This is a genomic window from Aminobacter sp. MSH1 (assembly GCF_003071665.1).
GTDB classification, from domain to species: Bacteria; Pseudomonadota; Alphaproteobacteria; order Rhizobiales; family Rhizobiaceae; genus Aminobacter; species Aminobacter niigataensis.
The window spans coordinates 4489027-4511950 of the sequence record NZ_CP026265.1; the positions used below are offsets into that span (position 1 = coordinate 4489027).

The 22924-nt window shown below is 62.0% G+C and carries 27 protein-coding genes; 12 read left to right on the plus strand and 15 right to left on the minus strand.

Translation table 11 applies throughout. From position 1 onward, the window contains the following. Nucleotides 1–104: 104 nt before the first annotated feature. The 3 genes from CO731_RS22140 (at nt 105) to CO731_RS22150 (ending at nt 3496) form a co-directional block, all read left to right on the plus strand. Entirely contained in the window at nt 105–2261 is a 2157-nt protein-coding gene (locus tag CO731_RS22140; RefSeq protein WP_108608832.1) for a PBP1A family penicillin-binding protein, read from the plus strand. A gap of 115 nt (nt 2262–2376) precedes the next feature. Further along, a complete protein-coding gene (locus CO731_RS22145) occupies nt 2377–2961 on the plus strand; it encodes a DUF1214 domain-containing protein (RefSeq protein WP_108609988.1) in 585 nt (194 codons plus the stop codon). Beyond that, entirely contained in the window at nt 2954–3496 is a 543-nt protein-coding gene (locus tag CO731_RS22150) for a DUF1254 domain-containing protein (protein WP_108608833.1), read from the plus strand. The genes CO731_RS22145 and CO731_RS22150 overlap by 8 nt, the downstream gene beginning before the upstream one ends. Nucleotides 3497–3551: 55 nt before the next feature. Here the strand turns inward: CO731_RS22150 and CO731_RS22155 are convergent, their stop codons facing one another. Beyond that, nucleotides 3552–3740 carry a hypothetical protein gene (locus CO731_RS22155; RefSeq protein WP_108608834.1) on the minus strand — a complete coding sequence of 63 codons (189 nt, stop codon included), beginning with the start codon at nt 3738–3740 and terminating at the stop codon, nt 3552–3554. 396 nt (nt 3741–4136) lie between these two features. Here CO731_RS22155 and CO731_RS22160 point away from each other — a divergent pair, with 396 nt between their 5' ends. Beyond that, nucleotides 4137–5153, plus strand: a complete 1017-nt coding sequence (locus CO731_RS22160; protein ID WP_108609989.1) for a DUF2336 domain-containing protein — start codon at nt 4137–4139, stop codon at nt 5151–5153. Here the strand turns inward: CO731_RS22160 and CO731_RS22165 are convergent. The 3 genes from CO731_RS22165 to CO731_RS22175 all read right to left on the minus strand — a co-directional run bounded on the left by CO731_RS22165 (nt 5140) and on the right by CO731_RS22175 (nt 8101). After that, nucleotides 5140–5487 (minus strand): DUF1491 family protein, encoded by a 348-nt coding sequence (locus tag CO731_RS22165; RefSeq protein WP_108608835.1) that lies wholly within the window; start codon nt 5485–5487, stop codon nt 5140–5142. The genes CO731_RS22160 and CO731_RS22165 overlap by 14 nt on opposite strands. A 72-nt stretch (nt 5488–5559) precedes the next feature. Continuing rightward, complete coding sequence (locus tag CO731_RS22170) at nt 5560–6354, minus strand: peptidoglycan-binding domain-containing protein (RefSeq protein WP_108608836.1); 795 nt, start codon at nt 6352–6354, stop codon at nt 5560–5562. Further along, nucleotides 6329–8101 carry a HAMP domain-containing sensor histidine kinase gene (locus tag CO731_RS22175; protein WP_108608837.1) on the minus strand — a complete coding sequence of 591 codons (1773 nt, stop codon included), beginning with the start codon at nt 8099–8101 and terminating at the stop codon, nt 6329–6331. Before CO731_RS22175 ends, CO731_RS22170 begins: the two co-directional genes overlap by 26 nt. Before the next feature lie 450 nt (nt 8102–8551). Between CO731_RS22175 and CO731_RS22180 the strand changes: the two genes are divergently transcribed. Beyond that, nucleotides 8552–8932, plus strand: a complete 381-nt coding sequence (locus tag CO731_RS22180) for a DUF5330 domain-containing protein (RefSeq protein ID WP_108679461.1) — start codon at nt 8552–8554, stop codon at nt 8930–8932. A 114-nt stretch (nt 8933–9046) separates the two neighbouring features. Continuing rightward, nucleotides 9047–9475 (plus strand): SufE family protein, encoded by a 429-nt coding sequence (locus CO731_RS22185; RefSeq protein WP_108608838.1) that lies wholly within the window; start codon nt 9047–9049, stop codon nt 9473–9475. Between the two features lie 7 nt (nt 9476–9482). Here the strand turns inward: CO731_RS22185 and CO731_RS22190 are convergent, their stop codons facing one another. Together CO731_RS22190 and CO731_RS22195 are read right to left on the minus strand one after the other, a co-directional pair. Beyond that, nucleotides 9483–10283 carry a DUF6456 domain-containing protein gene (locus tag CO731_RS22190; protein ID WP_108608839.1) on the minus strand — a complete coding sequence of 267 codons (801 nt, stop codon included), beginning with the start codon at nt 10281–10283 and terminating at the stop codon, nt 9483–9485. 1 nt (nt 10284) lies between these two features. Next, the gene (locus tag CO731_RS22195; RefSeq protein ID WP_245439465.1) at nt 10285–10707 is read right to left on the minus strand and encodes a helix-turn-helix domain-containing protein; all 423 of its coding nucleotides are present in this window, start codon (nt 10705–10707) and stop codon (nt 10285–10287) included. Between the two features lie 217 nt (nt 10708–10924). Here CO731_RS22195 and CO731_RS22200 point away from each other — a divergent pair, with 217 nt between their 5' ends. Further along, nucleotides 10925–11281, plus strand: coding sequence for a cytoplasmic protein (locus CO731_RS22200; RefSeq protein WP_183263560.1), 357 nt, complete (start codon nt 10925–10927; stop codon nt 11279–11281). Nucleotides 11282–11300: 19 nt separating this feature from the next. Here the strand turns inward: CO731_RS22200 and CO731_RS22205 are convergent, their stop codons facing one another. From CO731_RS22205 to CO731_RS22215, 3 genes are all read right to left on the minus strand, one after another. Next, a complete protein-coding gene (locus tag CO731_RS22205) occupies nt 11301–11729 on the minus strand; it encodes a MucR family transcriptional regulator (RefSeq protein ID WP_108608840.1) in 429 nt (142 codons plus the stop codon). 271 nt (nt 11730–12000) lie between these two features. After that, the gene (locus CO731_RS22210) at nt 12001–12345 is read right to left on the minus strand and encodes a monovalent cation/H(+) antiporter subunit G (RefSeq protein ID WP_245439467.1); all 345 of its coding nucleotides are present in this window, start codon (nt 12343–12345) and stop codon (nt 12001–12003) included. Between the two features lie 219 nt (nt 12346–12564). Further along, entirely contained in the window at nt 12565–12930 is a 366-nt protein-coding gene (locus CO731_RS22215) for an SH3 domain-containing protein (protein ID WP_108608841.1), read from the minus strand. 118 nt (nt 12931–13048) lie between these two features. Between CO731_RS22215 and CO731_RS22220 the strand changes: the two genes are divergently transcribed. Continuing rightward, complete coding sequence (locus tag CO731_RS22220; protein WP_108609991.1) at nt 13049–15148, plus strand: S9 family peptidase; 2100 nt, start codon at nt 13049–13051, stop codon at nt 15146–15148. A gap of 42 nt (nt 15149–15190) precedes the next feature. Here CO731_RS22220 and CO731_RS22225 read toward each other — a convergent pair whose 3' ends face one another. From CO731_RS22225 to CO731_RS22240, 4 genes are all read right to left on the minus strand, one after another. After that, nucleotides 15191–16144: a cytochrome c gene (locus tag CO731_RS22225; protein ID WP_108608842.1), complete on the minus strand. Its 954-nt coding sequence runs from the start codon at nt 16142–16144 to the stop codon at nt 15191–15193. 9 nt (nt 16145–16153) lie between these two features. Further along, on the minus strand, nt 16154–16591 hold the full coding sequence (locus tag CO731_RS22230; RefSeq protein WP_108608843.1) for a cytochrome c: 438 nt from the start codon (nt 16589–16591) through the stop codon (nt 16154–16156). 163 nt (nt 16592–16754) lie between these two features. After that, nucleotides 16755–17351 carry a superoxide dismutase gene (locus CO731_RS22235; RefSeq protein WP_108608844.1) on the minus strand — a complete coding sequence of 199 codons (597 nt, stop codon included), beginning with the start codon at nt 17349–17351 and terminating at the stop codon, nt 16755–16757. A 108-nt stretch (nt 17352–17459) separates the two neighbouring features. After that, nucleotides 17460–18338, minus strand: coding sequence for a branched-chain amino acid aminotransferase (locus CO731_RS22240; protein WP_108609992.1), 879 nt, complete (start codon nt 18336–18338; stop codon nt 17460–17462). Between the two features lie 140 nt (nt 18339–18478). On the opposite strand from CO731_RS22240, the gene CO731_RS22245 reads away from it, so the two are divergent. Continuing rightward, nucleotides 18479–19141, plus strand: coding sequence for a haloacid dehalogenase type II (locus tag CO731_RS22245; RefSeq protein ID WP_108608845.1), 663 nt, complete (start codon nt 18479–18481; stop codon nt 19139–19141). Nucleotides 19142–19323: 182 nt separating this feature from the next. After that, nucleotides 19324–20061 carry a L,D-transpeptidase gene (locus CO731_RS22250; RefSeq protein ID WP_108608846.1) on the plus strand — a complete coding sequence of 246 codons (738 nt, stop codon included), beginning with the start codon at nt 19324–19326 and terminating at the stop codon, nt 20059–20061. A 68-nt stretch (nt 20062–20129) separates the two neighbouring features. Here CO731_RS22250 and CO731_RS22255 read toward each other — a convergent pair whose 3' ends face one another. Continuing rightward, nucleotides 20130–21689 carry a helicase HerA-like C-terminal domain-containing protein gene (locus CO731_RS22255; protein ID WP_108608847.1) on the minus strand — a complete coding sequence of 520 codons (1560 nt, stop codon included), beginning with the start codon at nt 21687–21689 and terminating at the stop codon, nt 20130–20132. A 140-nt stretch (nt 21690–21829) separates the two neighbouring features. Here CO731_RS22255 and CO731_RS22260 point away from each other — a divergent pair, with 140 nt between their 5' ends. Both CO731_RS22260 and CO731_RS22265 read left to right on the plus strand, forming a co-directional pair. Beyond that, nucleotides 21830–22060: an AbrB/MazE/SpoVT family DNA-binding domain-containing protein gene (locus tag CO731_RS22260; protein ID WP_108608848.1), complete on the plus strand. Its 231-nt coding sequence runs from the start codon at nt 21830–21832 to the stop codon at nt 22058–22060. Continuing rightward, a complete protein-coding gene (locus CO731_RS22265; RefSeq protein ID WP_108608849.1) occupies nt 22057–22443 on the plus strand; it encodes a type II toxin-antitoxin system death-on-curing family toxin in 387 nt (128 codons plus the stop codon). The genes CO731_RS22260 and CO731_RS22265 overlap by 4 nt, the downstream gene beginning before the upstream one ends. Here CO731_RS22265 and CO731_RS22270 read toward each other — a convergent pair. Further along, nucleotides 22440–22910, minus strand: coding sequence for a GreA/GreB family elongation factor (locus CO731_RS22270; protein WP_108608850.1), 471 nt, complete (start codon nt 22908–22910; stop codon nt 22440–22442). The two genes, CO731_RS22265 and CO731_RS22270, sit on opposite strands and share 4 nt — an antisense overlap. Between the last annotated feature and the right edge of the window lie 14 nt (nt 22911–22924).

Genomic DNA, 22924 nt, shown 5'->3' on the forward strand with positions numbered 1-22924 from the left:
GAAAATCGGGGACAAGTCAGCCGTGGGCCGAGGGACGCGTGCCCTGAATTCGCCAGCACCCGTATTTAGGTATAAGCTGCAGTCACGTGCCGGACCCGTCTCGAATGGAAAATCCCGTAGAACCACGCAAGAAACGAGGCCGCCTGGCAGCAGGCCTGCTCGCTCTTGATGCTTGGCTCGACTCTTCGCTTTACGAACTGCGTTTCCGCACGCAGCAGTTCTGGGAAAGCGCCACCATTTTCTTCCGCCGCTTCCGCGTCAAGGGCTGGCGCCGCGGTGTCATCGAGGTCCTGAGCGAAGGGGTCACCATGGCCGCCGCCGGCTCGGTGGTGATGCTCGCGCTCGCCATGCCGGCCTTCCAGGAAACAACCGGCAACTGGCGCAACCAGGACGACTTCGCCGTCACCTTCCTCGACCGCTATGGCAATGAAATCGGCCAGCGCGGCATCATCCAGCGCGACTCGGTCCCGGTCGACGAAATGCCCGACCACGTCATCAAGGCCGTCCTGGCGACCGAAGACCGGCGCTTCTTCGATCACTACGGCATCGATTTCCTCGGCCTGATCCGCGCCATGTCGGAAAACGTCCGCGCCAACTCCGTCGTCCAGGGCGGATCTAGCCTGACCCAGCAGCTCGCCAAGAACCTGTTCCTCACCAACGAGCGCACCGTCGAGCGCAAGGTCAAGGAAGCCTTCCTGTCGCTCTGGCTCGAATCGAACCTGTCGAAGAAGGATATTCTCCAGCTCTACCTCGACCGCGCCTACATGGGCGGCGGCACGTTCGGCATTGCGGCCGCGGCCGATTTCTACTTCGGCAAGCAGGTCAAGGACCTCAACCTCGCAGAAGCGGCGATGCTCGCCGGCCTGTTCAAGGCCCCGACCAAATACGCCCCGCACATCAACCTTCCGGCCGCCCGCGCCCGCGCCAACGTCGTTCTCAGCAACCTCGTGCAGGCAGGGTTCATGACCGAGGGGCAGGTTCTGTCGGCGCGTCTCCATCCCGCCGACATCGTCGATCGCGGCGACCGCAAGAGCCCCGATTATTTCCTCGACTGGGCCTTCGACGAGGTCAAGAAGATCGCAGCCAAATCGGGCATCCATTCGCTCGTCGCGCGCACCACGATCGACATGAACATCCAAAAGGCGGCGGAGGAATCGGTCGAGTTCCACCTGCGTCAGTTCGGCAAGGAATACCGCGTCACCGAAGGCGCCGTTGTCGTGATCGAAACCAACGGTGCGGTGCGCGCCATCGTCGGTGGCCGCGACTACGGCGCCAGCCAGTTCAACCGCGCCACCAGGGCACAGCGCCAGACCGGCTCGTCATTCAAGCCGTATGTCTACGCAACCGCCATGGAAAACGGCTTTACGCCTGAATCGGTCATCTCGGACGGCCCGATCAGCTGGGGTGCCTGGTCGCCCAAAAACTACACACGCGGCTATTCCGGCCGCATGTCGCTGACGACGGCGCTGGTCAAATCAATCAACACCGTGCCCGTGCGCCTTGCCAAGGATCACCTGTCGATACCGCCGATCAAGGCGATGACCGAGGCTATGGGCGTCGAGTCTCCCGTCAGCTCGCACAAGACCATGGTGCTCGGCACATCGGGCCTGACGGTCATGGACCAGGCCACCGGCTACAGCGTGCTTGCCCAGGACGGTATCGTCGGCACCCGCCACGGCATCACCCAGTTGGTCACCCATTCCGGCCAGCTCATCTACGACTACAGCAAGGACGCGCCACCGCCCCACCGGGTGCTGTCCGAGCAGGCGGTTGCGTCGATGAACTCGATCATGGTGCAGATTCCCGAAGTCGGCACGGCCCGCCGGGCAGCACTTCCCAACATCCGCTCGGCCGGCAAGACCGGAACCACCCAGTCTTATCGAGACGCCTGGTATGTCGGTTACACCGGCAACTATACGGCCGCCGTCTGGCTCGGAAACGACGACTTCTCGCCCACCAACAACATGACCGGCGGTTCGCTGCCGGCGATGGTGTGGCAGCGTTTCATGGCCTATGCCCACCAGAACATCGACCTGAGGCCCATCCCGGGCATCAAGAACCCCTTCGTCGATCCGGCGACCATCGCCAAGGCCGAAGAAGCCGCAAAGAGTGGAACCCAGCCGCCGGCAGCCGACACGGCCGACCGACCTCCGGTCCTGTCGAGCACGACGACGCGGGCATTGCGCGCGATCGCGGATGTCTTCCAGAAAGCGCCCGCCATCACCCCGCCGACCGAACCCGAGACGCTGTCAGCGCTGTGATTGTTCCCAAATTGAGGGGCCAGCGATCATTCCCGTACCGGTTGCAGCCCTTCCCGGCTTGCCTTCCGGTCGCATGGCGGGATATTCCTCCGCCAACTCCATCCTGCGGCGGCTCATGCTGAAACAATCGCTTCTGATAGTTATCGCCCTCGCGGTTGCGGTTGGCGGCGGTGCGGCCAGCGTGGCGATGGTTCTCGATTCGCAGGAAGGCATCGGCGCTGTCGCAGTCGGCCCATGGACGGCGTTTCCCGATATTGGAACGCCCGAAGCCGATCCCTATTCGAAGGCCCGCGTCGCACGCGACGGCATGCTTGCGCTCGGCCGCGCCGAAGGCCTCAGTTTCGTAGCCGACCGAGACTCCAGCGGCGTGACCCTGAGAAGCGAATGCAGCTATCGCGTCGAGGGAACGCTGCCGGTTGCCCGGTTCTGGACTTTCTATGCGACCGACAAGGCGCAGATGACACTCAAGTCGGGCATGCGCCGCGATCCGTCGATGCATTCCTTCGAAATCCTGCGCCAGCCCGACAATTCCATCGAGATTGCTGTCGGCGCGCGGCCTGAGCCCGGAAACTGGCTGCCGGTATCGGGAGCCGGCGAAATGAACCTGGTGTTGACCCTCTACGACACGCCCGTCGCCAGCAGCACTGGCCTGTCCGGCATCGAAATGCCTCGCATCGTCAGGGTCCAGTGCAATGCGTAGGCTGTTTCATGCCCTGGCCATCGGACTGGTCGGCGCCGGCATCGCCCACATCGCCATCCTGCTGCTGGTACCCAGCTTTTCCGAGCGGGATGCATGGTCACGCCTGGCCATGGTGGCCGGGCCCAACAAGGTTGTCCGCCTCGACCACGAGATTGGCGGCGCTCCGGTGGTGAAGTCGCTCGACCCGTCATTCTACGAAGCCGCCTGCCGCTTCGATCTCGGCGAAGGCGTCGTCCGCATCGACAATGCCGGCAAGGTCCCCTACTGGTCGGCCTCGGTCTACGATCGCAGCGGCCAGAACATCTACAGCTTCAATGACCGCACCGCGACCGACGGCAATCTCGATTTCGTCGTGCTCACACCGGCGCAGATGATCGATCTGCGCAAGGAATTGCCGTCTGAATTCGAAAAATCGATCTTCGTGGAAACGCCGATCGACGAAGGCATCGTCGTCGTCCGGGCATTCGTTCCCGACGACAGCTGGAAGCCCATCGTGTCGCGTTTCCTCGACGGCATCAGCTGCGAAATCCAGTAATCATACGCCGTCGCGGCGCATGAACCATGTCGCCTGAGCTTGGCAGTCGCCACCGTCAATGTCGCGGCAACGGATCCTTGCGGCGATTGTCGCCTTCGACGCGATTGTCGGGCGACGAAGTCGTGCCGCCGGTGCGCTCGTAACGCACGCCCGGAAAGATGATGATGGATGCCGACGCTTCCGCTGTACGTGGGGCCCGGTGGACGGTCGCACGACGCGGCATGAATGACACTATGCTGCCCATGGTTCGCGATTCCCTCTCGGTTCAACCGGAGTAAGCACGCAACGCCTCCATCGCGATAACGCCAGTAGAGAGTTAACAGTCGGTTACCGTCGCGGATTTGATTCAATTTAGGCGCTGCGGCTCCGCTTTCGACGCTGCATTCATACCAATGCGGCGTGAGCGGTCTGTGAACGCAGCAGCATTGCCACGTCACAGGTCGCCGGCTGAAAACGGGCAATTCGGCCTTTGCGTGATGATCCGCGTATAAGTCTTTGTTAATGAATGACTTCCTTAACGCCAAAGTTAACAGTCCGCTAACAAATCTTCGCTAAGTTTATGTTCACCTTCGGGAGGATGGATGCAGCGACGTCCGCCTCATCCCAGGGCAGTGCAAGGTTGTGTCAGGCGTATCCGTTCGTGTCAGCATCGGACTTCAGGCAAATTGCCATCGGTCGCGAAACCGGAAAGCCCGAGCGGCTCTTCCGGGCAGCGGTTTCCGCCTTCTGTGCGCTGCCCCGTCCATCGCGCCGCGAAATCGCGCAACTTGAAGACCTTACCCTTCCCCTATTCGAAAAGGTTTCGGTGGAGGCGCGCCGGTATGTCTCTGCCGCGCTTTCCGAAACCGAATATGCGCCGCCCGGCCTCGTTCGCCGTCTGAGCGACGAAAGCGTCGATATTGCCGCGCCGCTGCTGATCCGTTCGCCCGTCTTGTCGGATGTCGCGCTCATCGCGCTGATCGGACGCCATGGCCTGCCGCATGCGCGCGCGATTGCCCGCCGCCCCGGCCTCAACCAGACGATCGCCGACCTGATCCGGGTGCTCGAGCGCCCACGCCTGGTGTACCCCGAAACGACGGAACAGGTCGAAGTGCCAGTCGCCACAGCGACAGCCGCAACGACAATCGACGCGGTGCAGGACACGCCGAACATTCCCGCCCCGGGCGAACTTGCCGAAAACGTCCGCCGCCGTCTGCGCTCGATGATGACACCCAATACGGCGCACCAGTCGACATCGACCGAAGGACAAACGCGTGCGCCGGCCTACGAACGGCTCAAGTCGACCGCCCTTACCGGCAACGGCACATTCTTCCAGACCGCTCTCGCCGACGCGCTGGAGATCGACTTCCAGACGGCCCGTTCGATCACCGAGAAGTCTGGCTACTCTTCGCTCATTGACGCGCTCAAGGCGCTAGACCTGCCTGAAGAGCAGGCATTCCTTCTTACCGCGACGACATTCCCTGGCCAGTTCGCCCATGCCGAAGCCATCAGGCTGTTCCTTGAGCGCTACCGGCTGTTGCATCGCGACGTAGCGCTCGACCGCGTGCGCGACTGGAAGGCAGCGGCGGTCGGCGCAAGCATCCGCGGCAACGCGGACAGGCTACAGCCGAAGCCAGGGGCAGCCGGCTCAAAAGGCGACCAACTCAGGGCGTCGTAAGAGACACCAGATCCTTGATTTCGGTCTGGCCCGGCTCGATCTCGACCACCCAGATATCGGGGTCGAAGCGCCGCTCGCGCTCGAGCCGCTTTTCGATCGCCGCCCCGTCATCGTCGCTTTCCAGCAGGCTGAACTGGCGCTCATCGGGTCTTGCCATGTCGTAGCTCGTCTGCGGCGCCGGGCCGTAGAGGCTGGTGCGGCCGAAACGATCGCGGGTCAGGATGAAGACAGCGCCGGCTTCAAGTGCGCCCCGGCTGAGGATCGCGCCAAAGCCGCCCTCGCCGAAAATCCGGCGCAACAGGGCCGACACCCAGAAGTCAGTGGTTAAGCGCATCTGCCAGGCCCGAACGCAATTTCGATCCGGCCTCTATAGCGGCTAGTTCGGAATGCGCACAGGCCAATCGGTTCAGTTGGTCAGGCCGATTTCACGCATCTTGACGTAAACTGCCGGGTCGGGCTCGCCCGTTTCAGGCAGGCCGAACAAAGCCTGGAATTCGCGGATTGCCGCCGTGGTCCTGGCGCCTGGAACGCCGTCGACGTCGATTCCGTCATTGCCGAAGGCCTTCAGCCCAGCCTGGATCTTCATGATGCGCGCACTCGGATCGGCATCGATTGCGGGCTCCGTGCGCACGGGTGCCGTGGTGGCCCCGCCCGTTCGCGGCCTCGACACCGGTGCCGCCTGCGCTCGCGGCGTCGGTGTCGGCGCAATTCCGGCCGTGGTTTCAGCAGCGCCCAGTTGCTCAAGCAGCGCGCCGTCGATGTCGCCCGTGGCCGTCAGGCCTACTTTCTTCTGATAGGTCTGGATGGCACTGCGCGTGGCCGGCCCGTTCAGCCCGTCGACCGTGCCATCATAAAATGCGAGGTCCTTCAGGATGCTCTGTATTTGTTCGATCTGAGGATCGCCCTTGGGGCGCACGACCTGTGACTCCGGTCGTTCGATCTTGATCGTGGTCTCCGGCGCATCCTCGTTCATGTCGGGAAACTCGACCGCCTCGCGGGTCGAGAAGAATGCACCCTTGTGCGCATATGGCTGGTACCACAGCGCATTCGCCGAGACGTAAAACAGGGCGACCAGAAACGCCGTCGAACCGCCGACCAGCACCGGATTGCGTGCAATCATCCCGCCGAGCGCCACGGCCCCTTCTTGCAGCGGGCTGCGGTCCTCGACGACCCGCTTAGCTTGCCTTGCGGAGCGGGCCATTGCGCATCTCCCTGATCCTGTCTGCCGGCAACCGCATCACTTCGCCCTTCGTCGGCTCAGGGCGGAAGGCCGGCCCTTCTATCGGCAAGCTGATGGTAACCGTGGTCCCCTCGCCCGGCGCGCTCTCGATCGACATCGTGCCGTCGTGCAATGCAACCAGTCCCTTGACCAGCGACAACCCAAGGCCGGTGCCTTCGAAACGACGGGTGTAGTCGTTCTGGATCTGCGTGAACGGCGTACCCAGCCGCGACAGGTCTTCCTGGGCGATGCCGATGCCGGTGTCCGAAACCCAGAAATGCAGCCGCGAACCAAGACGCTTGGCGCCGATCTCGACGCGACCGCCGTCGGGGGTGAATTTTGCCGCATTCGACACGAGGTTGATCAGCATCTGCTGCACCGCACGCCGGTCAGCCTTGACCTCGCCCGTGCCGGCAGCCACTTCGACAGTCAGGTCAAGCGCCTTGGCCTCGATCTGCAGCGCCATCATCGAAGCGCACATGTCGACCGCCTCGCGGAACCTGAAAGGCTCCGGGTTGATCGCATAGCAACCCGACTCGATCTTGGTGACGTCGAGAATCGAGTTCACCACATCGAGCAGGTGCTGGCCGGACTCGCGGACGATACCGACATATTCCTTCTGGCGCGGCTCCTGGAACTTGCCGAACATCTCGTGCAGCAGCATGTCGGAAAAACCGATAATCGCGTTGAGCGGCGTCCTGAGTTCGTGGCTCACGGCTGCGAGGAAATTGCTCTTGGCGAGTTCCGCGCTCTTCACGGCGTCTGTGGCCTTGGCCAGTTCATTCCGCAACTCGGCGACAGTGTCGTTGTTGCGGACAATCGCAATAAACTCGACACCGGCCTTGATGAACTCGAGTGCGAACGGCCGGAAATTGTCGCCCGCATCGCTCTCGGACTGCCTGGGCAAACGCAGAAGCAGCTCCACCTGACGCGTTTCGGCGCCATCGCGCATGTCTGCCAGCGCACAGAGATAGCCAACACGGTCAGCCACATGGATGCGGTCGAACAGGGCAGTACCGAGGAGCAACTCCGGCTGCAGCCGCAACAACGTCCGCGCCTGCTCGGAGACATCAACCACGTCGCCATTTTGCGCGACGCGCAGGACGACAGCCCGGAGGACCTGCTCCAGCGGCGCAGCCGGCGCGGCAGCCTGTTCGGCGCCATGGCCGGCGAATTGTACAGCGCGAGCGACGAAGGTCGCCAACCAGGCGACTGGCAGCAACCAATGCCATGCGGATGCCGTCGCACTTTCGGCAAATGGCACGGCGCCAATCAAACCTTGCAGCAGCAGCGCAGCAACGGCCGCGAGCCCGCCGAACAAAGCCGCTTTCCGCGTCCGCCAAACCCACAGCGCTTCGAGCGGAAGCGCGGCTGCAAGCAGCGCCGCCGGCGATGTCAGGCCGCCCGCGGCAGCAATGATGGCGCCAGCGGTTACGGCACCGACGCCAAGCGACGCGACGCCGATCGACGCGGCCGTGCCGGTCGCGGCAACCAACAAGGCCGCCAGCCAGCTCAGGCTGAAGGCGGCGAAGATGACGGCAAAAGTCGGGGCCGCGCCAAGATTGGCCGACACCAGGACCACGCCGGCACCGGCAACAAGGAAAGGTGCCGCCAACAACAGGCCAACGAGACGCCGCTGGCGCAAACGTTCGGAGCCATCGATGGACGGATGGACCAGCCGGTCACAGCCGCCGGCGACCGCGCCGGAAAACTCACCGTATCTGGTCATGACAAAACTCAACGCTACGCACTCTTCCGTGGCTCGCTTTGCGGCTCTTCTCTGGTTGGTCTCCAAACTCGCACCGAGCCTTTAATGAAGGAATAAAGCCAGGCGACCGAAACCCTGGCGCATGGCGAATATCGGGATCACGGCGTCGACATTCGAGAACAGTTCTCGCCATGGTAAATGGAGGGTTATTTGCCGACTTCGCGAACCCGAATCTGCGCAAAACGCGCAATCTCGAAGTTTCGCAATTTAAATCAATTGCTTACGAGTCTCGTGAGAGATTACTCAGGCGCACAGTCACGCAAGCCGGGCCAGTCCGTTAAACTTTGGTGAAAAACCTTCGCGAAATGCCACCTTTTGCAGCAAGCGCTCCTTTGCTCGTTCATGCCATTGTCGGCTCAGCAAGATGCGGGGCCGCATAGATCCGGCGCCGACAGACCACACGAGGCTTCCATGGGCTTTCTCTTCAGAACCGCTTTCTGGTTCTCGCTCGTCCTTCTCCTGCTGCCGCTCGGCACGGGCCCCGATGGTGAGAACAGCGTGAGCCCGCTACAGGCCATTTTCGCCGCGCGCGAGGCGGTTGGCGACATCGCCGGCATCTGCGAACGCAAGCCCGAGGTTTGCGAAACAGGCAAGGCCGCGATGCAGACCATCGGTGTCAGGGCACGCGAGAGCGCCCGCATCGCCTATGAGGCGCTCGACCAGCAGTTCGGACAGCCCGACACTGCAACCCGGACCGGCAGCGTCCCTGCGACGGATGACGAACCGGCCATGGCCGTCCCGACCCCGACCCCAGCCCCGGCCCCGGCCCCGGCCCCGGCCCCGGCAAACTGATTCCGACTTCCGGGCCTACGCCAGGTCCCACCGCGATACGCCCGCCTCTGGCATCTGCGGTGCATTTCTTTTTTTCGTGACGGGCAGCGGTGCCGGCACTATATCGAAGGTACCATGACCACCTCGATCGACACCATCCGCGACGACTTCTCCTTCCTTGACGAGTGGGAGGATCGCTATCGCTATGTCATCGAGTTGGGTGAGGCACTTCCGCCTTTCCCCGAGAGCGCGCAGACCGACACCAACAAGGTGCAGGGCTGCGTCAGCCAGGTCTGGCTTGTGACCCACAAGGGCGACGGTGCCGACCCCGCCATCCGCTTCGAAGGCTACTCGGACGCGCATATCGTGCGCGGGCTCGTCGCCATCATGCTTGCACTGTTTTCAGGTCATCGCGCCAGCGAGATCATGGCGACCGACGCGGAAGCCACACTGAAGGCGCTCGGCCTCAACGAGCACCTTTCGCCGCAACGCGCCAATGGCTTGCGCTCTATGGTCAAGCGCATCAAGCGCGACGCCGAGGCTGCCCTCCACCAGGTCGCCTGAGTTCCGTTCAGCCCATTCGCGGGCGATAATCCTCGGTCCCCCAATGCAGGACCTTGCGACCGGCAACGGAACCGGCGCGAGGATTGTAATGTCTGGCCAGCACGCCAAGTGCCGACTTGAGCATGACCTTGGCCGACCGCGTCGGCCAGCCGCGCTCGGCTTCGACAAGTTCCAGCCCCTTCAGGAAGCAGCAGACGTCAATCAGGACGCCGGATAACTCCGGCCCGACCGCATCGATCGCCCTGTCGACCCGCTGCCGCGCGACGAGCGCCGCATCCGTCAGTTCCGCCAGGCCGCCGCCGGCACTGCGTTTGCCGGAAGAGACGCTCGCCACCCAGTTGGCGCCCATGCGCGGCATGATCTGGCCGCGCGTGTAGTCGGCACGCAGCCGTTCGCCAGCGACGAACTCGCTGTTGTTCAGGAACGGCTTGCCGGCCTTGGTCTTGCGTCGGGCGAGTTGGCCGAGTGGCGACTCCGAAAGGTTGATCAGCGCCACATGTTGCCCGGCCGCGGTATCGACCATCGCCGTGTCCAGTTCGCGGTGCTGGCTCTGGAAAGGATCGACTGGGCTCTCCTCTCGCCGTGCGGCCGCTTGCCCTTCCGGCGTAAGCCGCATCACCCGGCCAACGCAAACGACAAGCCCTTGCCGGGACAGTGCCGCAAGCACCTCGGCGCCGACAGCGATCCTGTCGTTCCTGTCGTTCTCAAGCAGCATCTTGCCGGCCGTTGCGGCCGGCTCGCATTCTGCCGCCCCCTTGGCCAGCAGCGTGAGCACGCGCTTGTGTGCCTTTTCGTCAGTGGTGCTCATGTCAACCCTCCAGCCTGTCGCGAAACGCAGCGATCGCCACCCGCTCCGCCAGCGCGACGATCCGGTCAAACTCCGCATCGTCGCGCAGGTCCTCCACGGTATGGCAGGCATAAAGCACTGTGGTCCGGTCGCGCCCGAAGCCACGGCCGACCTCGCGCATGCTGAGACGAAACACGACATGGGCAACATACATGGCAATCTGGCGGAGGCGGCTGATGTCGTTGCCAGTCCGGCCAATTCGACGAATCTCCCTGCTTGGCACGCCGAACAACGCCGCCATGAGGTCGATCATCGCATCGCAACGCTCCACCACCTGGTCACGACGCCGGTCGGCGACAAGTTCAAGAACGGAACGCTCGTCCCTGGCGGCGGCCTCGCGCGCCTCCTTCTGCCGTTTGACCAATGTTGCCGACGTGGATCCCACCGAACTCTTCCCCCTTTGTGGATAGGAATAAGTTCTTATACCGGGCACGTCACAGGGTGTGAACAAAAAAAGAACGATGAAGCAGCGGACGAAACTTCAACACGCTGTAATCATTGTTCTATTTATTCCGCTCCAGTGAATTCTTGGCGCAGTTTCTCCCCACCCTGCAAGATGGCAGCATCATCGCACGATCACAGTCACATCAGGCAGGATCGCGATGCGGGATTTTTCGAATGAAATTGCAGCCTTCAGGCAGAACAAGCTGTCCGAATTGACTGACGCCCGGCAGCGGGCAGCCCTGCAGCTCTGCTGCGGGATCGAGCTTTCGAATGCGCTTTCTGGGGAGCCGACATCGACCGTCGCCTTGCTCAAACGGCTCGAACGGGCGATCGAGCGCGAACGGCTCCGGGGTGTCAACCGCCACTGGAGCTACGATCTCAACCGGCACATCGCGCTCAAGCAAGTGCGCGATCGGCTGAAAGGCGTCTTCCCCGACCAGCCTGGGCGACTGTCGCTCAGGCCGCGCCGGCGCCGGCACAAAAGCAATACGGCGCCCGAAGGCGCCGCTCGCTAAACGTCTGTCGAAGGGAGTATCATTTACCCACCTTGCGCTTGCGGCCCAGGCCCATCTTCTTGGCCAGTTGCGAGCGAGCTGCCGCGTAGTTGGGCGCCACCATCGGATAGCTGGCGTCAAGGCCCCACTTCTCGCGGTACTGATCGGGCGTCATGTTGTAGTGCGTCATCAGGTGACGCTTGAGCGATTTGAACTTCTTGCCGTCTTCCAGGCAGATGATGTAGTCGTCATGCACCGAACGCTTCGGGTTGACGGCCGGCTTCTGCTTGTCGGCGGGTGGTGTGTCGGCGACGTTACCGACGCGGCCAAGGGCTGCGTGAACGTCGGCGATCAGCCCCGGAAGTTCTCCTACCGGGACCGGATTGTTGCTGACATAAGCGGCCACCACGTCGGCGGTCAGTTCGATCAGCGTTTCGCTATTTGCTGCAGGCGTTTCGGAAGTATCCATATGCTTCAGGCCCCAATGTGACTGGTTGTTTTTTTGCCCGATATTGCGACCGGGGTGCGGCGCGATCTTGTATCGCAATTTGCCATTACGAGTCGCGTTCCATCACTTTAATGAGCCTGTAGCCATAACAAGTCAATTCACTATTCTTTGCAACTCCAAGAACAATGCATTCATCACTTCTCTAACAAATGAGCCTTTTTGACAGGGCAATGTCATCGCACGAGATCAAGTTACACAACGCTGAATGTTCTCTCCGGGGTCATTGTCGGCATTAGGTGGCAACAATGCGGTTCTTCTTATCCCGCGCCACAGTTTCAGCCAAATCGTCGCTGAGAGACCCCTGCCACAAGCGATATCCGGCTGAATAAGCCGCCTTGGCAAGCAAATCGGCCAAAATCTGCGCCATTAGCATGAAGAACACCACTCCAGCCCGCGCCGGCAATGCCGTGGAGAGTTCGGCGATATGCACCGCGAGACGAAGCAACTCAGGACAGGAACCAACCGTTCCGGCCTTCGAGACCGTGTGGAAATCGGGGAGGCGCAACAGCCCCAGGAAAAACGGCCATCGCAAGCAACGCACCAACCATGACAGGGCCGCCGGCAAGATAATCGCCAACGCTGCTGATCATGACCGGTTTTTCTTCGGCCTCTTGCTTGAGACGGACGCCGCCGCTGGTCAAAAAATGCGGGAACGCAACAGTCGCAAGAAGGCCAACGAGGAAAGCGCCGCTACCCCAGTCATTACCAGCCATGCAGGGCCAAACCTGAACCTATCTTGTCAATAACTGGTGCCCGCCCGAGTGCTCAACGCGACGCAAGCAACAGTTTTGCCTGTTCAATACGGCGCGATGTACTTGCCATAGACCCAACCGGTGGTGAATTGCCCGTTCTGGGCGGGATCGTGCCAGACCTGGCACCAGCGATAACGCACACGCTGTGCCTGCTTCCATTCCGGCAGGTGCGAGATGGCGAAGAGATCGACCCCGCCGGTGCATTTTCCGGTCATCTGCAAGACCGTGCCATTGGGATAGGCTGCCTGCTTCTGCGAACCATTGGACGGATACTTCCGGATGTTCAACGTGTCGCCAAACGGAACGTCGGTCACCTGCCAGGCGGCAAAAGCAGCCGCGTGGGCGTTGCCGGCGAACATTGCTGTCGTGGCGACGGTCAGGGCTACGGCGGTCTTCAAGAACGTGTTCATCTCTCTCCTCCGGCGAACCGGTCAATTGGAACGTTGACGAACAATGCAACTCAGCCCTTGAACCCGCCCTGATCGGCGTGTTCATTCGCCATTCAAGATTCACCGCATGCGAGACATGATGACCCGACCTGCCATTTTCGCCGACATCGCCGCGCCATCGACCGAGCGTCGCCCCGTTTCCGACACCCGGCACGGCATCACTCGCATCGATGAATATGCCTGGCTGCGCGCCGACAACTGGCAGGAGGTTTTCCGCGACCCGAGCCTGCTCGATCCGGCAATCCGCACACATCTCGAAGCGGAAAACAGCTACCAGGCCGAATTGATGGCCGGCACGGCGGACCTGCGCAAGGAGCTGTTCGAAGAGATGAAGGGACGCATCAAGGAAGACGATTCCTCGGTTCCGATGAAGGACGGCCCCTTCGCCTATGGCTCATCCTACAAGAAGGGTGGCGAGCAGCCGCGCTATTTCCGCCTCCCGAGCGCAGGCGGCACGGAAGAGATCATCCTCGACGGCGACAAGGAAGCCGAAGGTCACGCCTATTTCCGCCTCGGCGGGATCGACCACTCCTCCGATCATAGCCGCCTGATCTGGGGGTTCGACGACAAGGGATCGGAATTCTACACCCTGCGTGTCCGCGACCTGGCAACCGGCGCCGAACTCGCCGACATCGTCGCCGATACGGGCGGCTCGGGCGAGTGGGATGCGGCCAATGCCGGTTTCTTCTACACCCGCCTCGACCCCAACCACCGGCCATCGAAGGTCTTCTACCACGCGCTCGGCAGCGACGCCTCGACAGACCGCCTGGTCTACGAGGAGACCGATCCCGGCTTCTTCATGAGTGTCGGCGGCACCCGCAGCAATGACTGGGTCATGATCTCGATCAGCGATCATGAAACGTCGGAATACCGGCTGCTTCCCGCCAGCAATCCCCTCGCCTCGCCGGCACTCGTTGCAGCGCGCGAAACCGGCCTGCAATATGACCTCGAGGAAGGCGGCGACATCTTCTTCGTGCTGACCAATGCCGACGGCGCCAAGGACTTCAAGATCATGACCGCGCCAGCGGTGGCTCCAGGGCGCGCCAACTGGAAGGAACTTGTCGCCCACGAACCCGGCCGGCTGATCCTGTCGGTCATCGGCTTCAGGGACTTCATGGTTCGCCTGGAACGCAAGGAAGGCCTTCCGCGGATCGTGGTGCACGAACGCGCCACCAGCTTGGAGCACGTCATCTCTTTCCCGGAAGAAGCGTTCTCGCTTGGTCTGTCTGGTTCCTACGAATACGACACCGACACCATGCGGTTCTCCTACTCCTCGATGACGACCCCGACACAACTGTTCGACTACAACATGCGGACGCGCGGACGGGTCCTGCTCAAGACCCAGGAAGTCCCCTCGGGCCACAATGCCGAAGACTACGTCACGCGGCGGCTGATGGCGCCGGCCCCCGATGGCGAACTGGTGCCGATCTCGCTGATCCACCATCGCGACACGCCGCTGGACGGCACGGCACCGTGCCTGCTCTATGGCTACGGCTCCTACGGCATGACCATTCCGGCCTCGTTCAACACGAACTGCCTGTCGCTGGTCGATCGCGGCTTCGTCTATGCCATCGCCCATATCCGTGGCGGCAAGGACAAGGGCTACGCCTGGTATGACGACGGCAAGCGCGCGGCGAAAACCAACACCTTCACCGACTTCATCGCCTGTGCCCACCACCTCGTCGCCGAGCGCTACACGGCACATGACCGCATCGTCGCCCAGGGCGGTTCGGCCGGCGGCATGCTGATGGGCGCCATAGCCAACATGGCGCCGGATGCCTTTGCCGGCATCATCGCCGAAGTGCCGTTCGTCGACGTGTTGACCACTATGCTCGACGACACCTTGCCGCTGACGCCGCCCGAATGGCCGGAATGGGGCAACCCGATCGCCTCGGAGGACGACTACAAGACCATCGCCGCCTATTCGCCCTACGACAATGTCGCCGCACTCGACTATCCGCCGATCCTGGCGGTGGCCGGCCTGACCGATCCGCGCGTCACCTATTGGGAGCCAGCCAAATGGGCCGCGCGCCTGCGCGAACGCAAGTCGGGCAGCAGTCCTGTGCTGTTCAAGATCAACATGGATTCGGGCCATGCCGGTGCCTCGGGCCGCTTCTCGCGGCTGGAGGAAATCGCCTTCAACTACGCTTTCGCACTGAAGGTCGTTGGGCTCGCCTGACATTGGAAACGGCAGACCGGCGGCTTGGGGCCGCCGGTTGCGTCAACCGGCAGGCTTCGGCTGTGGCGCGGGATAACCGTTGGGATGCGGCGGGATCGCCTTGAGATAGGCAGCGATTGCCTCGCGGTCTTCGGCGCTCAGTCTCGCCATGTTCTTCTGCACCTCGACCATGGTGCCACCGACCGAATCGAACTCAGGGGTGAAACCTGTTTCGAGATAGCTGGCGATGTCGCTCTCCGACCAGCCGCTGATCCCAGTTCCTTGCGGCGTGATGTTGGGCACGATGCCCTGTCCTTCGGCCGCCGCAGCACCCGCCAGCCATTGGCCCTTCCTGGTCCCGCCGTCAAAGCCGCGCGGCGTGTGGCATTCGCCACAATGCCCTGCGCCTTCCACGAGGTCACGACCGCGCAGGACTTTTTCAGGCGTGCCGTCGGCGAAGGCGATCACGGGCTGGTCACTCAGGTAGAACAGCTTCCAGAGGCCGATGCCGGATCGGACATTGAACGGAAAGGCGAGCGTATGGCTCGGCGCCCCGCCCGCAACAGGCGGCAGCGTTTTCATGAAGGCGTAGATATCTGCGACCTCAGCCGGCTTCATGCGGCCATAGGAGGCATAGGGGAACGCCGGATAGAGGTGCTGTCCGTCGCGCGACACGCCCTTGAGCATTGCATTGGCGAAGTCCTCGAGCGACCATCCGCCGATGCCGTCGTTCGGGTCGGTGGAAATGTTCGGCGCAACGAAGGTACCGTACGCCGTCTTCAGCTCGAGACCGCCGGCGAGTTGAAGACGTGCATCGCCCTCCGATTTCGGCTTGGCGTGGCAGGAGGCACAGCCGCCCGCATCGAAGATGCGTTGACCGCGGGCCGCGTCGCCGGCTCCCAGGGCAGCCACGGCATCGGGCCCCAGTCTTTCGGGAAACGCCAGCCACCACAAAGTCGCGGCTCCGGCACCGCCAAGCGCCAGAGCCGCCACTGCAAACTTCTTGAAAGCACCCATGCGAAGGGATCAACCCTTCTTGACGCGAAACGCCTCATGGCAGGTGCCGCAGGTCTGGCCGATGGTGCCGACCTGTGCCTTCAAGGCGTCCAGGTCCTGGGCCGGGGCGCCAACTGCCGAGGCCGTCACTGCCTTGAATTTGTCGACCTCGGCCTGGAATCCAGCCGGATCCTCCCAGATCTTGGGGGATGCAGTGGTGTCGCCCTTGTCGCTTCCTACCGGGAACGACGCCGCGACATCGATTTTCTGGACATTGTCGTTGAGCGCCGTCAAGGCCGCCAGAACGGTGGCGGCGTCGAAAGCGGATTCGCCCTTCACCATCTTGACGAGCGTGCCGACTTGCCTTGCGTTCTCCTTCATCACCGCCTGACGGTCGGTAATCACATCGGCGAATGCTGCAGTGGATGCGAGCGCCAGCGCTGCGACGGCGAGCACAAATTTTCTCATCAGGTCCTCTTTCGGTTGCAAAAGCTGCCTAGGGTGAACGGCGAAACTGGCCCAATTCGTCCCAAGATTCTCCTCACGCTTACGTGAGTCGGTGGAATAAATTTGCGTTCTCTCGACAAAAAAAGCCCCGGACTTGCCGGGGCTTTTCGTGGGTGAACCAGGCTCAGGCGTTTTCGTAACGCTCGAGCACGTAGTCCCAGTTGATCAGGCTGTCGACGAACGCCTCGAGATATTTCGGGCGGGCGTTGCGGTAGTCGATGTAGTAGGAGTGCTCCCAGACATCGACGCCGAGGATCGGGGTCGCGCCGTGAACCAGCGGGTTCTCGCCGTTCGGGGTCTTGGAGATGGCGAGCTTGCCATCCTTGACCGAAAGCCACGCCCAGCCCGAACCGAACTGCGTCGTGCCGGCGGCAATGAAATCAGCCTTGAACTTGTCGTAGCCGCCGAGGTCGGCATCTACCGCCTTCTGCAGCGCGCCGGGCAGCTTGCTGCCGCCGCCGCCCTTCTTCATCCACTTCCAGAAGTGGACGTGGTTGTAATGCTGGGCGGCGTTGTTGAACAGGCCGGCATTCTTGCCGAACGACTGCTTCACGACCTCTTCCAGCGACAGCTTGTCCATGCCTGCTTCGGCAGCCAGCTTGTTGCCGTTGTCGACATAGGCCTTGTGGTGCTTGTCGTGATGATACTCAAGCGTCTCCTTCGACATGAAGGGCTGTAGCGCCTCGTAGTCGTAGGGTAATTCGGGCAATTCAAAAGCCATGGATCATACTCCCTTGCTGGCAATTTCGCGGCATGACTATGCCGTCTACAGATAGGTCGTCATCATCGTGTGACAACAGATGAGAGGCGCTGTTTTTCTTCGCTACACTCAGGCCTTGCCGGTCGAGTGCGCCCACTCCCAATATAGCTCGCGCGATTTTTTTGCTACCGGTCCGGGCTGCAGAATTCGCTCCTCGATGCGCGTGACCGGAACAACCTTGGAGTGATTGCCGGTGGAGAAGATTTCATCGGCTTCGAGGAACTCGCGCACCGAAAGCGTCTTTTCGACCACAGAGACACCGCTGCCGGCAAGAAGCGAAATCGTGCGGCTGCGGGTGATCCCGGAAAGGAAAGTTCCATTGGGCGCCGGGGTGAACACTTGCCCGTTCTTGACCAGGAAGATGTTGGACGAGGCGGTTTCGGCGACGTTGCCTAGCATGTCGAGCACCAGGGCATTGTCGAAACCGCGCATCTTGGCGTCGAGGATTGCCCTGCCGTTGTTTGGATAGAGGCAGCCTGCCTTGGCATTGGTCGGCATGGTTTCGAGAGTTGGCCGCCGAAACGGCGACAAGCAAATCGAAAAGCCGGTCGGCGGAAGCATCGGCGATTCGTACAGGCACAGGCAGAACCGCGTCGACGCAGGGTCGGCCGGCACGCCCATGTAGCCACCGTGCTCGGCCCAATACATCGGCCGGATGTAGACAGCAGTCTTGCCGTCGAATTTCTTGAGCCCGTCCCAGGTCAGCCCGACGATCTGTTCCGGGCTCATGGTCGGCTTCAGGCCCAATGCGATGGCCGAAGAATTGACCCGGCGCGAATGTGCTTCAAGGTCGGGAGCCACGCCTTCGAACCAACGGCCGCCATCGAAGACGGTGGAGCCGAGCCACATGGCATGGCTTCGCGGGCCAATGATCGCAACGTTGCCCTCGTGCCAGTCGCCATCGACAAAGCTCCAGGTCGTGGATTGTGCAGCCGCCGCGAGCGTCATGGTGTTTTCCCATCCATCTTGTTGATCGCCGGTATGGAAGAGGCTTTGGCGCGCCCCGTCAATCGGCAGCAAGCCGAAATGTTGGAGCCAGCCGATAGTTGCGCTTGCGCTCGGAACCAAGCCGTTGGACAACCAAAGGCATGCGCCACGCAGCCTACATATTCGATGCCTATGGCACGCTGTTCGACGTCCATGCGGCGGTTCGCCGCCATTCGGCCGACATCGGACCCGAGGGCCAGCTGCTTTCCGAGATTTGGCGGGCCAAGCAGCTCGAGTATTCCTGGGTGCGGACGCTCATGGGCGCCTATGCCGATTTCTGGCAGCTCACCGAGCAGGCGCTCGACTTCGCATTCCGCAAGGTGCCGTCGGTCGATCCCGCGATGCGCAGCAAGCTGCTCGACGCTTATTGGCGCCTCGATTGCTATCCCGAGGTTCCGGCAGTGCTGCGCAACCTGAAGGACAACGGCGCACGGCTGGCCATTCTCTCCAACGGTTCGCCAGACATGCTGGAAGCGGCCGTGCGCTCGGCCGGGCTGGACCTGATCCTCGACGAGGTGTTCTCGGTCGACAGCGTCCGCCGATTCAAGACGGACCAGGCGGTCTATGATCTCGTCGCCAGCAGTTGGCGTCTTTACCCGGAAGCAATGTCGTTCCAGTCGTCCAATCGCTGGGACATTGCAGGGGCGGCAAAGTTCGGCTGCCGCACCGTCTGGATCAACCGCAGCAACCAGCCGGACGAGTATCGCGACCTGCCTCCATCGCTGATCCTACCTTCTCTGGAAGGTTTAGTTACAATTGGTTAGCTTACCATAGGTCAATATTGTTGCCATAACGCAACAGTGATTGGCCTGTCACACCTTCGCCATGCTTTGTCCACCCTAAGGTCGGAATTTGACCCGCCTATCTCCGCGAGCGTTAAGGGGCGACGCAGTTGGTTTCCTCTAAATTCACCATTTCTTTCGAACTGGAACTCTAGATCGCAGTCATGTCCACATTTACAGAATCACGTCCGCTCAGCCGTCGCGGCTTTTTGAACCTGGCGGCAGCGGGCGCCGCGTCGGCAGCGCTTTCTGCCTGCTCCACGGTTGGCGGAGGCGGTCAGATCGTCGATGCACCTCCGGTTGCACCGCCCATGAGCGTCGATCCCGCTTTCGGTGGCGACTATGCCAGCATGTATGCCCCGGTCGCCGACGAAGGCTATGAAATCCCCGGCATCCCGCTCAAGAAAGTGAAGCCGCAGTTCCTGCGCCAGATCGTCCGCGACCCCACTGGCGAGCGCCCCGGCACCGTGGTCGTCGACACCTCGACGCACTTCCTCTACCTCGTTCGCGAAAACGGCGAAGCGATGCGCTATGGCGTCGGCCTCGGTCGTGCCGGCTTTGCCTGGCAGGGCCGCGCTGTCATCCAGTGGAAGCGCAAGTGGCCCAAGTGGACGCCGCCGGACGAAATGATCGGCCGCCAGCCCGACCTCGAAAAGTACAGCGTCAGGAATGGCGGCATGGCCCCGGGCCTCAACAACCCGCTCGGCGCGCGCGCGCTCTATATCTTCCAGAACAACGAGGACACGCTCTATCGCGTCCACGGTTCGCCGGAATGGTGGACGATCGGCAAGTCGGTGTCGTCGGGCTGCGTGCGCCTGATGAACCAGGACATCATCGATCTCTATGATCGCGTGCCCGGCAAGACGCCGATCCTGGTCACCAGCGGCCTCGGCACTGCCTGACCCTGGGCTCAGCCATCAACGAAAAACGGCGCGTCATCGACGCGCCGTTTTGCTATTGGCTTCTCGGGTCAGAAGCCCTTCTTCAGGCTTCCGAGAATTCCGCGCACCAGCGCACGGCCGACAGACGAACCAACAGAGCGCACGACCGACTTCAGTGCCGCTTCGGTCACCGTCTGTCGGTTTGAAGTCCGCGGCCTCGGCGCACTGCCCGTGTTGCGGCCGCCCGAAGCCGGCGGCGCGTCATTGCCAAAGCCCGGAATGGTCCAACCACCACCACCGCCACCGGTATTCGCCTGCTGGGCCTGTTCTTGCGCCTTCTGCGCGTCGAGCGCCTTCTTCTGCAGCATTTCGAACGCCGATTCACGGTCAACCGTCTGGTCGTACTGCCCGGCGACCGGGCTCTCGCTGATCAGCTTCTGGCGCTCCTGCGGCGTGATCGGGCCAAGCCGCGAGGCCGGCGGGCGTATCAGCGTCCGCTGCACCATCGACGGAACGCCCTTGGCTTCGAGCGTCGAGACCAGCGCCTCGCCGGTTCCGAGCTGGGTGATCGCCTTGGCACAATCGAAGTCAGGGTTGGGGCGGAAAGTGTCGGCGGCCGTCTTCACCGCCTTCTGCTCCCGCGGCGTGTAAGCGCGCAGCGCATGCTGCACGCGGTTGCCGAGCTGCGCCAGAACGGTTTCGGGCACGTCGAGCGGGTTCTGGGTGACAAAATAGACACCAACGCCCTTGGAGCGGATCAGGCGCACGACCTGCTCGACCCGGTCGACGACGATCTTCGGCGCCTCGTCGAACAGAAGATGCGCCTCGTCAAAGAAGAAGACCAGCTTGGGCTTGTCCGGGTCGCCGACTTCCGGCAGCACCTCGAACAGCTCCGACAGTAGCCAGAGCAGGAACGTCGCGTAGAGCCGCGGGTTCATCATCAGCTTGTCGGCGGCCAGCACGTTGATCGCGCCGCGACCATCACGCGTCGTGCGCATGATATCGGCAATCTTCAGTGCGGGTTCGCCGAAGAAGTTGTTGCCGCCCTGCTGCTCCAGGACCAACAGCGACCGCTGGATGGCGCCGACCGACGGTTTGGTGACATTGCCATAGCGCGCGCCGATCTCGTCGGCCCGCTCGGCGACGTTGGCGAGCAATGACTGCAAGTCCTTCATATCGAGGAGCAGCATCCCTTCTTCGTCGGCGATGCGGAAGGCGATGTTGAGCACGCCTTCTTGCGCTTCGCTGAGGTTCATCAGCCGCGACAGCAGCAGCGGTCCCATCTCCGATATGGTCGCGCGGATTGGATGGCCCTGTTCTCCAAACAGATCCCAGAAGATGACGGGGAATTCCTGGAAATCATACGGGTCGAGCTTGATCGCCTCGGCACGGGCCGTGAGAAAATCCTTGGCCTCGCCCATCATGGCGATGCCCGACAGGTCGCCCTTGATGTCGGCGCAGAACACCGGAACACCGGCGTTCGAAAAGCCTTCGGCGAGAATCTGCAGTGTTACCGTCTTGCCGGTACCTGTGGCACCGGTAACTAGGCCATGGCGATTGCCGTACTTCAGCAACAGATCTTCGGGCCGCTGATAACTGTCGTCGGGCTTGCGGCTGGCACCAATGAAAATGCTGTCGTCCTGCGCCATGGGCTGTCTCTCCGGCAATGCTCTTTCACGACCGCATCAGCAGTCAGACCACAGGTATAGTGGCGGCGCTACGGTGCGACAATGGCTTGGATCGCATCCGCACGCATGTTATACATAAGTTATAACATGGAGACGCAGCCATGAACGTGACTGTTCGCAAGATCGGAAACTCGGAAGGCGTGATCCTGCCGAAGGAAGTGCTCGAGCGGCATAATCTGCGCGCGGGTGACACGCTCGTCCTCACCGAGGATGGCAACGAGTTGCGGCTTCGGCCGGCTGAGGATGATCCGGAAGAGTTCGAACGCAAGATGAAGATCGCGCGCGAGCGGATGAAGAAATATGAGGTCGCGTATCGCGCCCTCGCCAAATGATTGAGTTCCATTCGCGTCAGTTCGTCGAGGCGCTACACGCCGAGCAACTGAAGCTGCACGGAGGCGCTCAAGGCGTACGATCCGAGGATATGCTGGAATCGGCCCTTGCACGGCCGCTTCAGAAGCAAGCGTATGGCGAGCCAAACCTCTGTGACCTCGCAGCCGCTTATTTGTTTGGCATAGCCAAGAACCACCCATTCGTCGACGGCAACAAACGAACTGCCTTTGCAGCAGCGGATTTGTTTCTATATTTCAACGGATTGAGCGTCGAAGCAGCGCAAGAAGACATCATTCAATTCGTATTGATGGTCGCCGCCGGCGAGATCGACGAGACAGGTGCGGCCGCGTTCTTCCGCGACCACACGGTTCCAATCGAAGCCTAGCTGGCGAACTCGACGATTTCCCACTCATGCCCGTTGACCGAAGCGACATCGCCAACGGATTTGCCGAACAGCGCTATAGCCATAGGCGAGGAATGCGAGATGCGGCCCTTGGCTGCATCGGCTTCGTCTTCACCGACGATTTCCCAGACGTTGCGTTTGCCATTGTCATCTTCGACGACAACCTTCATCCCGAAGCGGACAACCGTACTGTCAGGCTCGGGAACCGACACTTCGGCCGTCTCCCGGCGGGACTGCCAATAGCGCAGGTCGCGCGACACGGTCGCGATCCGCTCCCGGTCAGCATCGGCTTCCGCCTTTGCCAGATCCTCGCGCAGGCTCGCGAGTTGGGCCTCGATATGGGCCAGCCCTTGTTCGGTCACGAGGTTGCGGGACGAACTGACCGGCCGCTCGCCGATATCGGCAATGACGTTTTCGCTGTCGTCTTCGCGGGTGAAAGCTCTGCTCATGAAATAAACCTAGG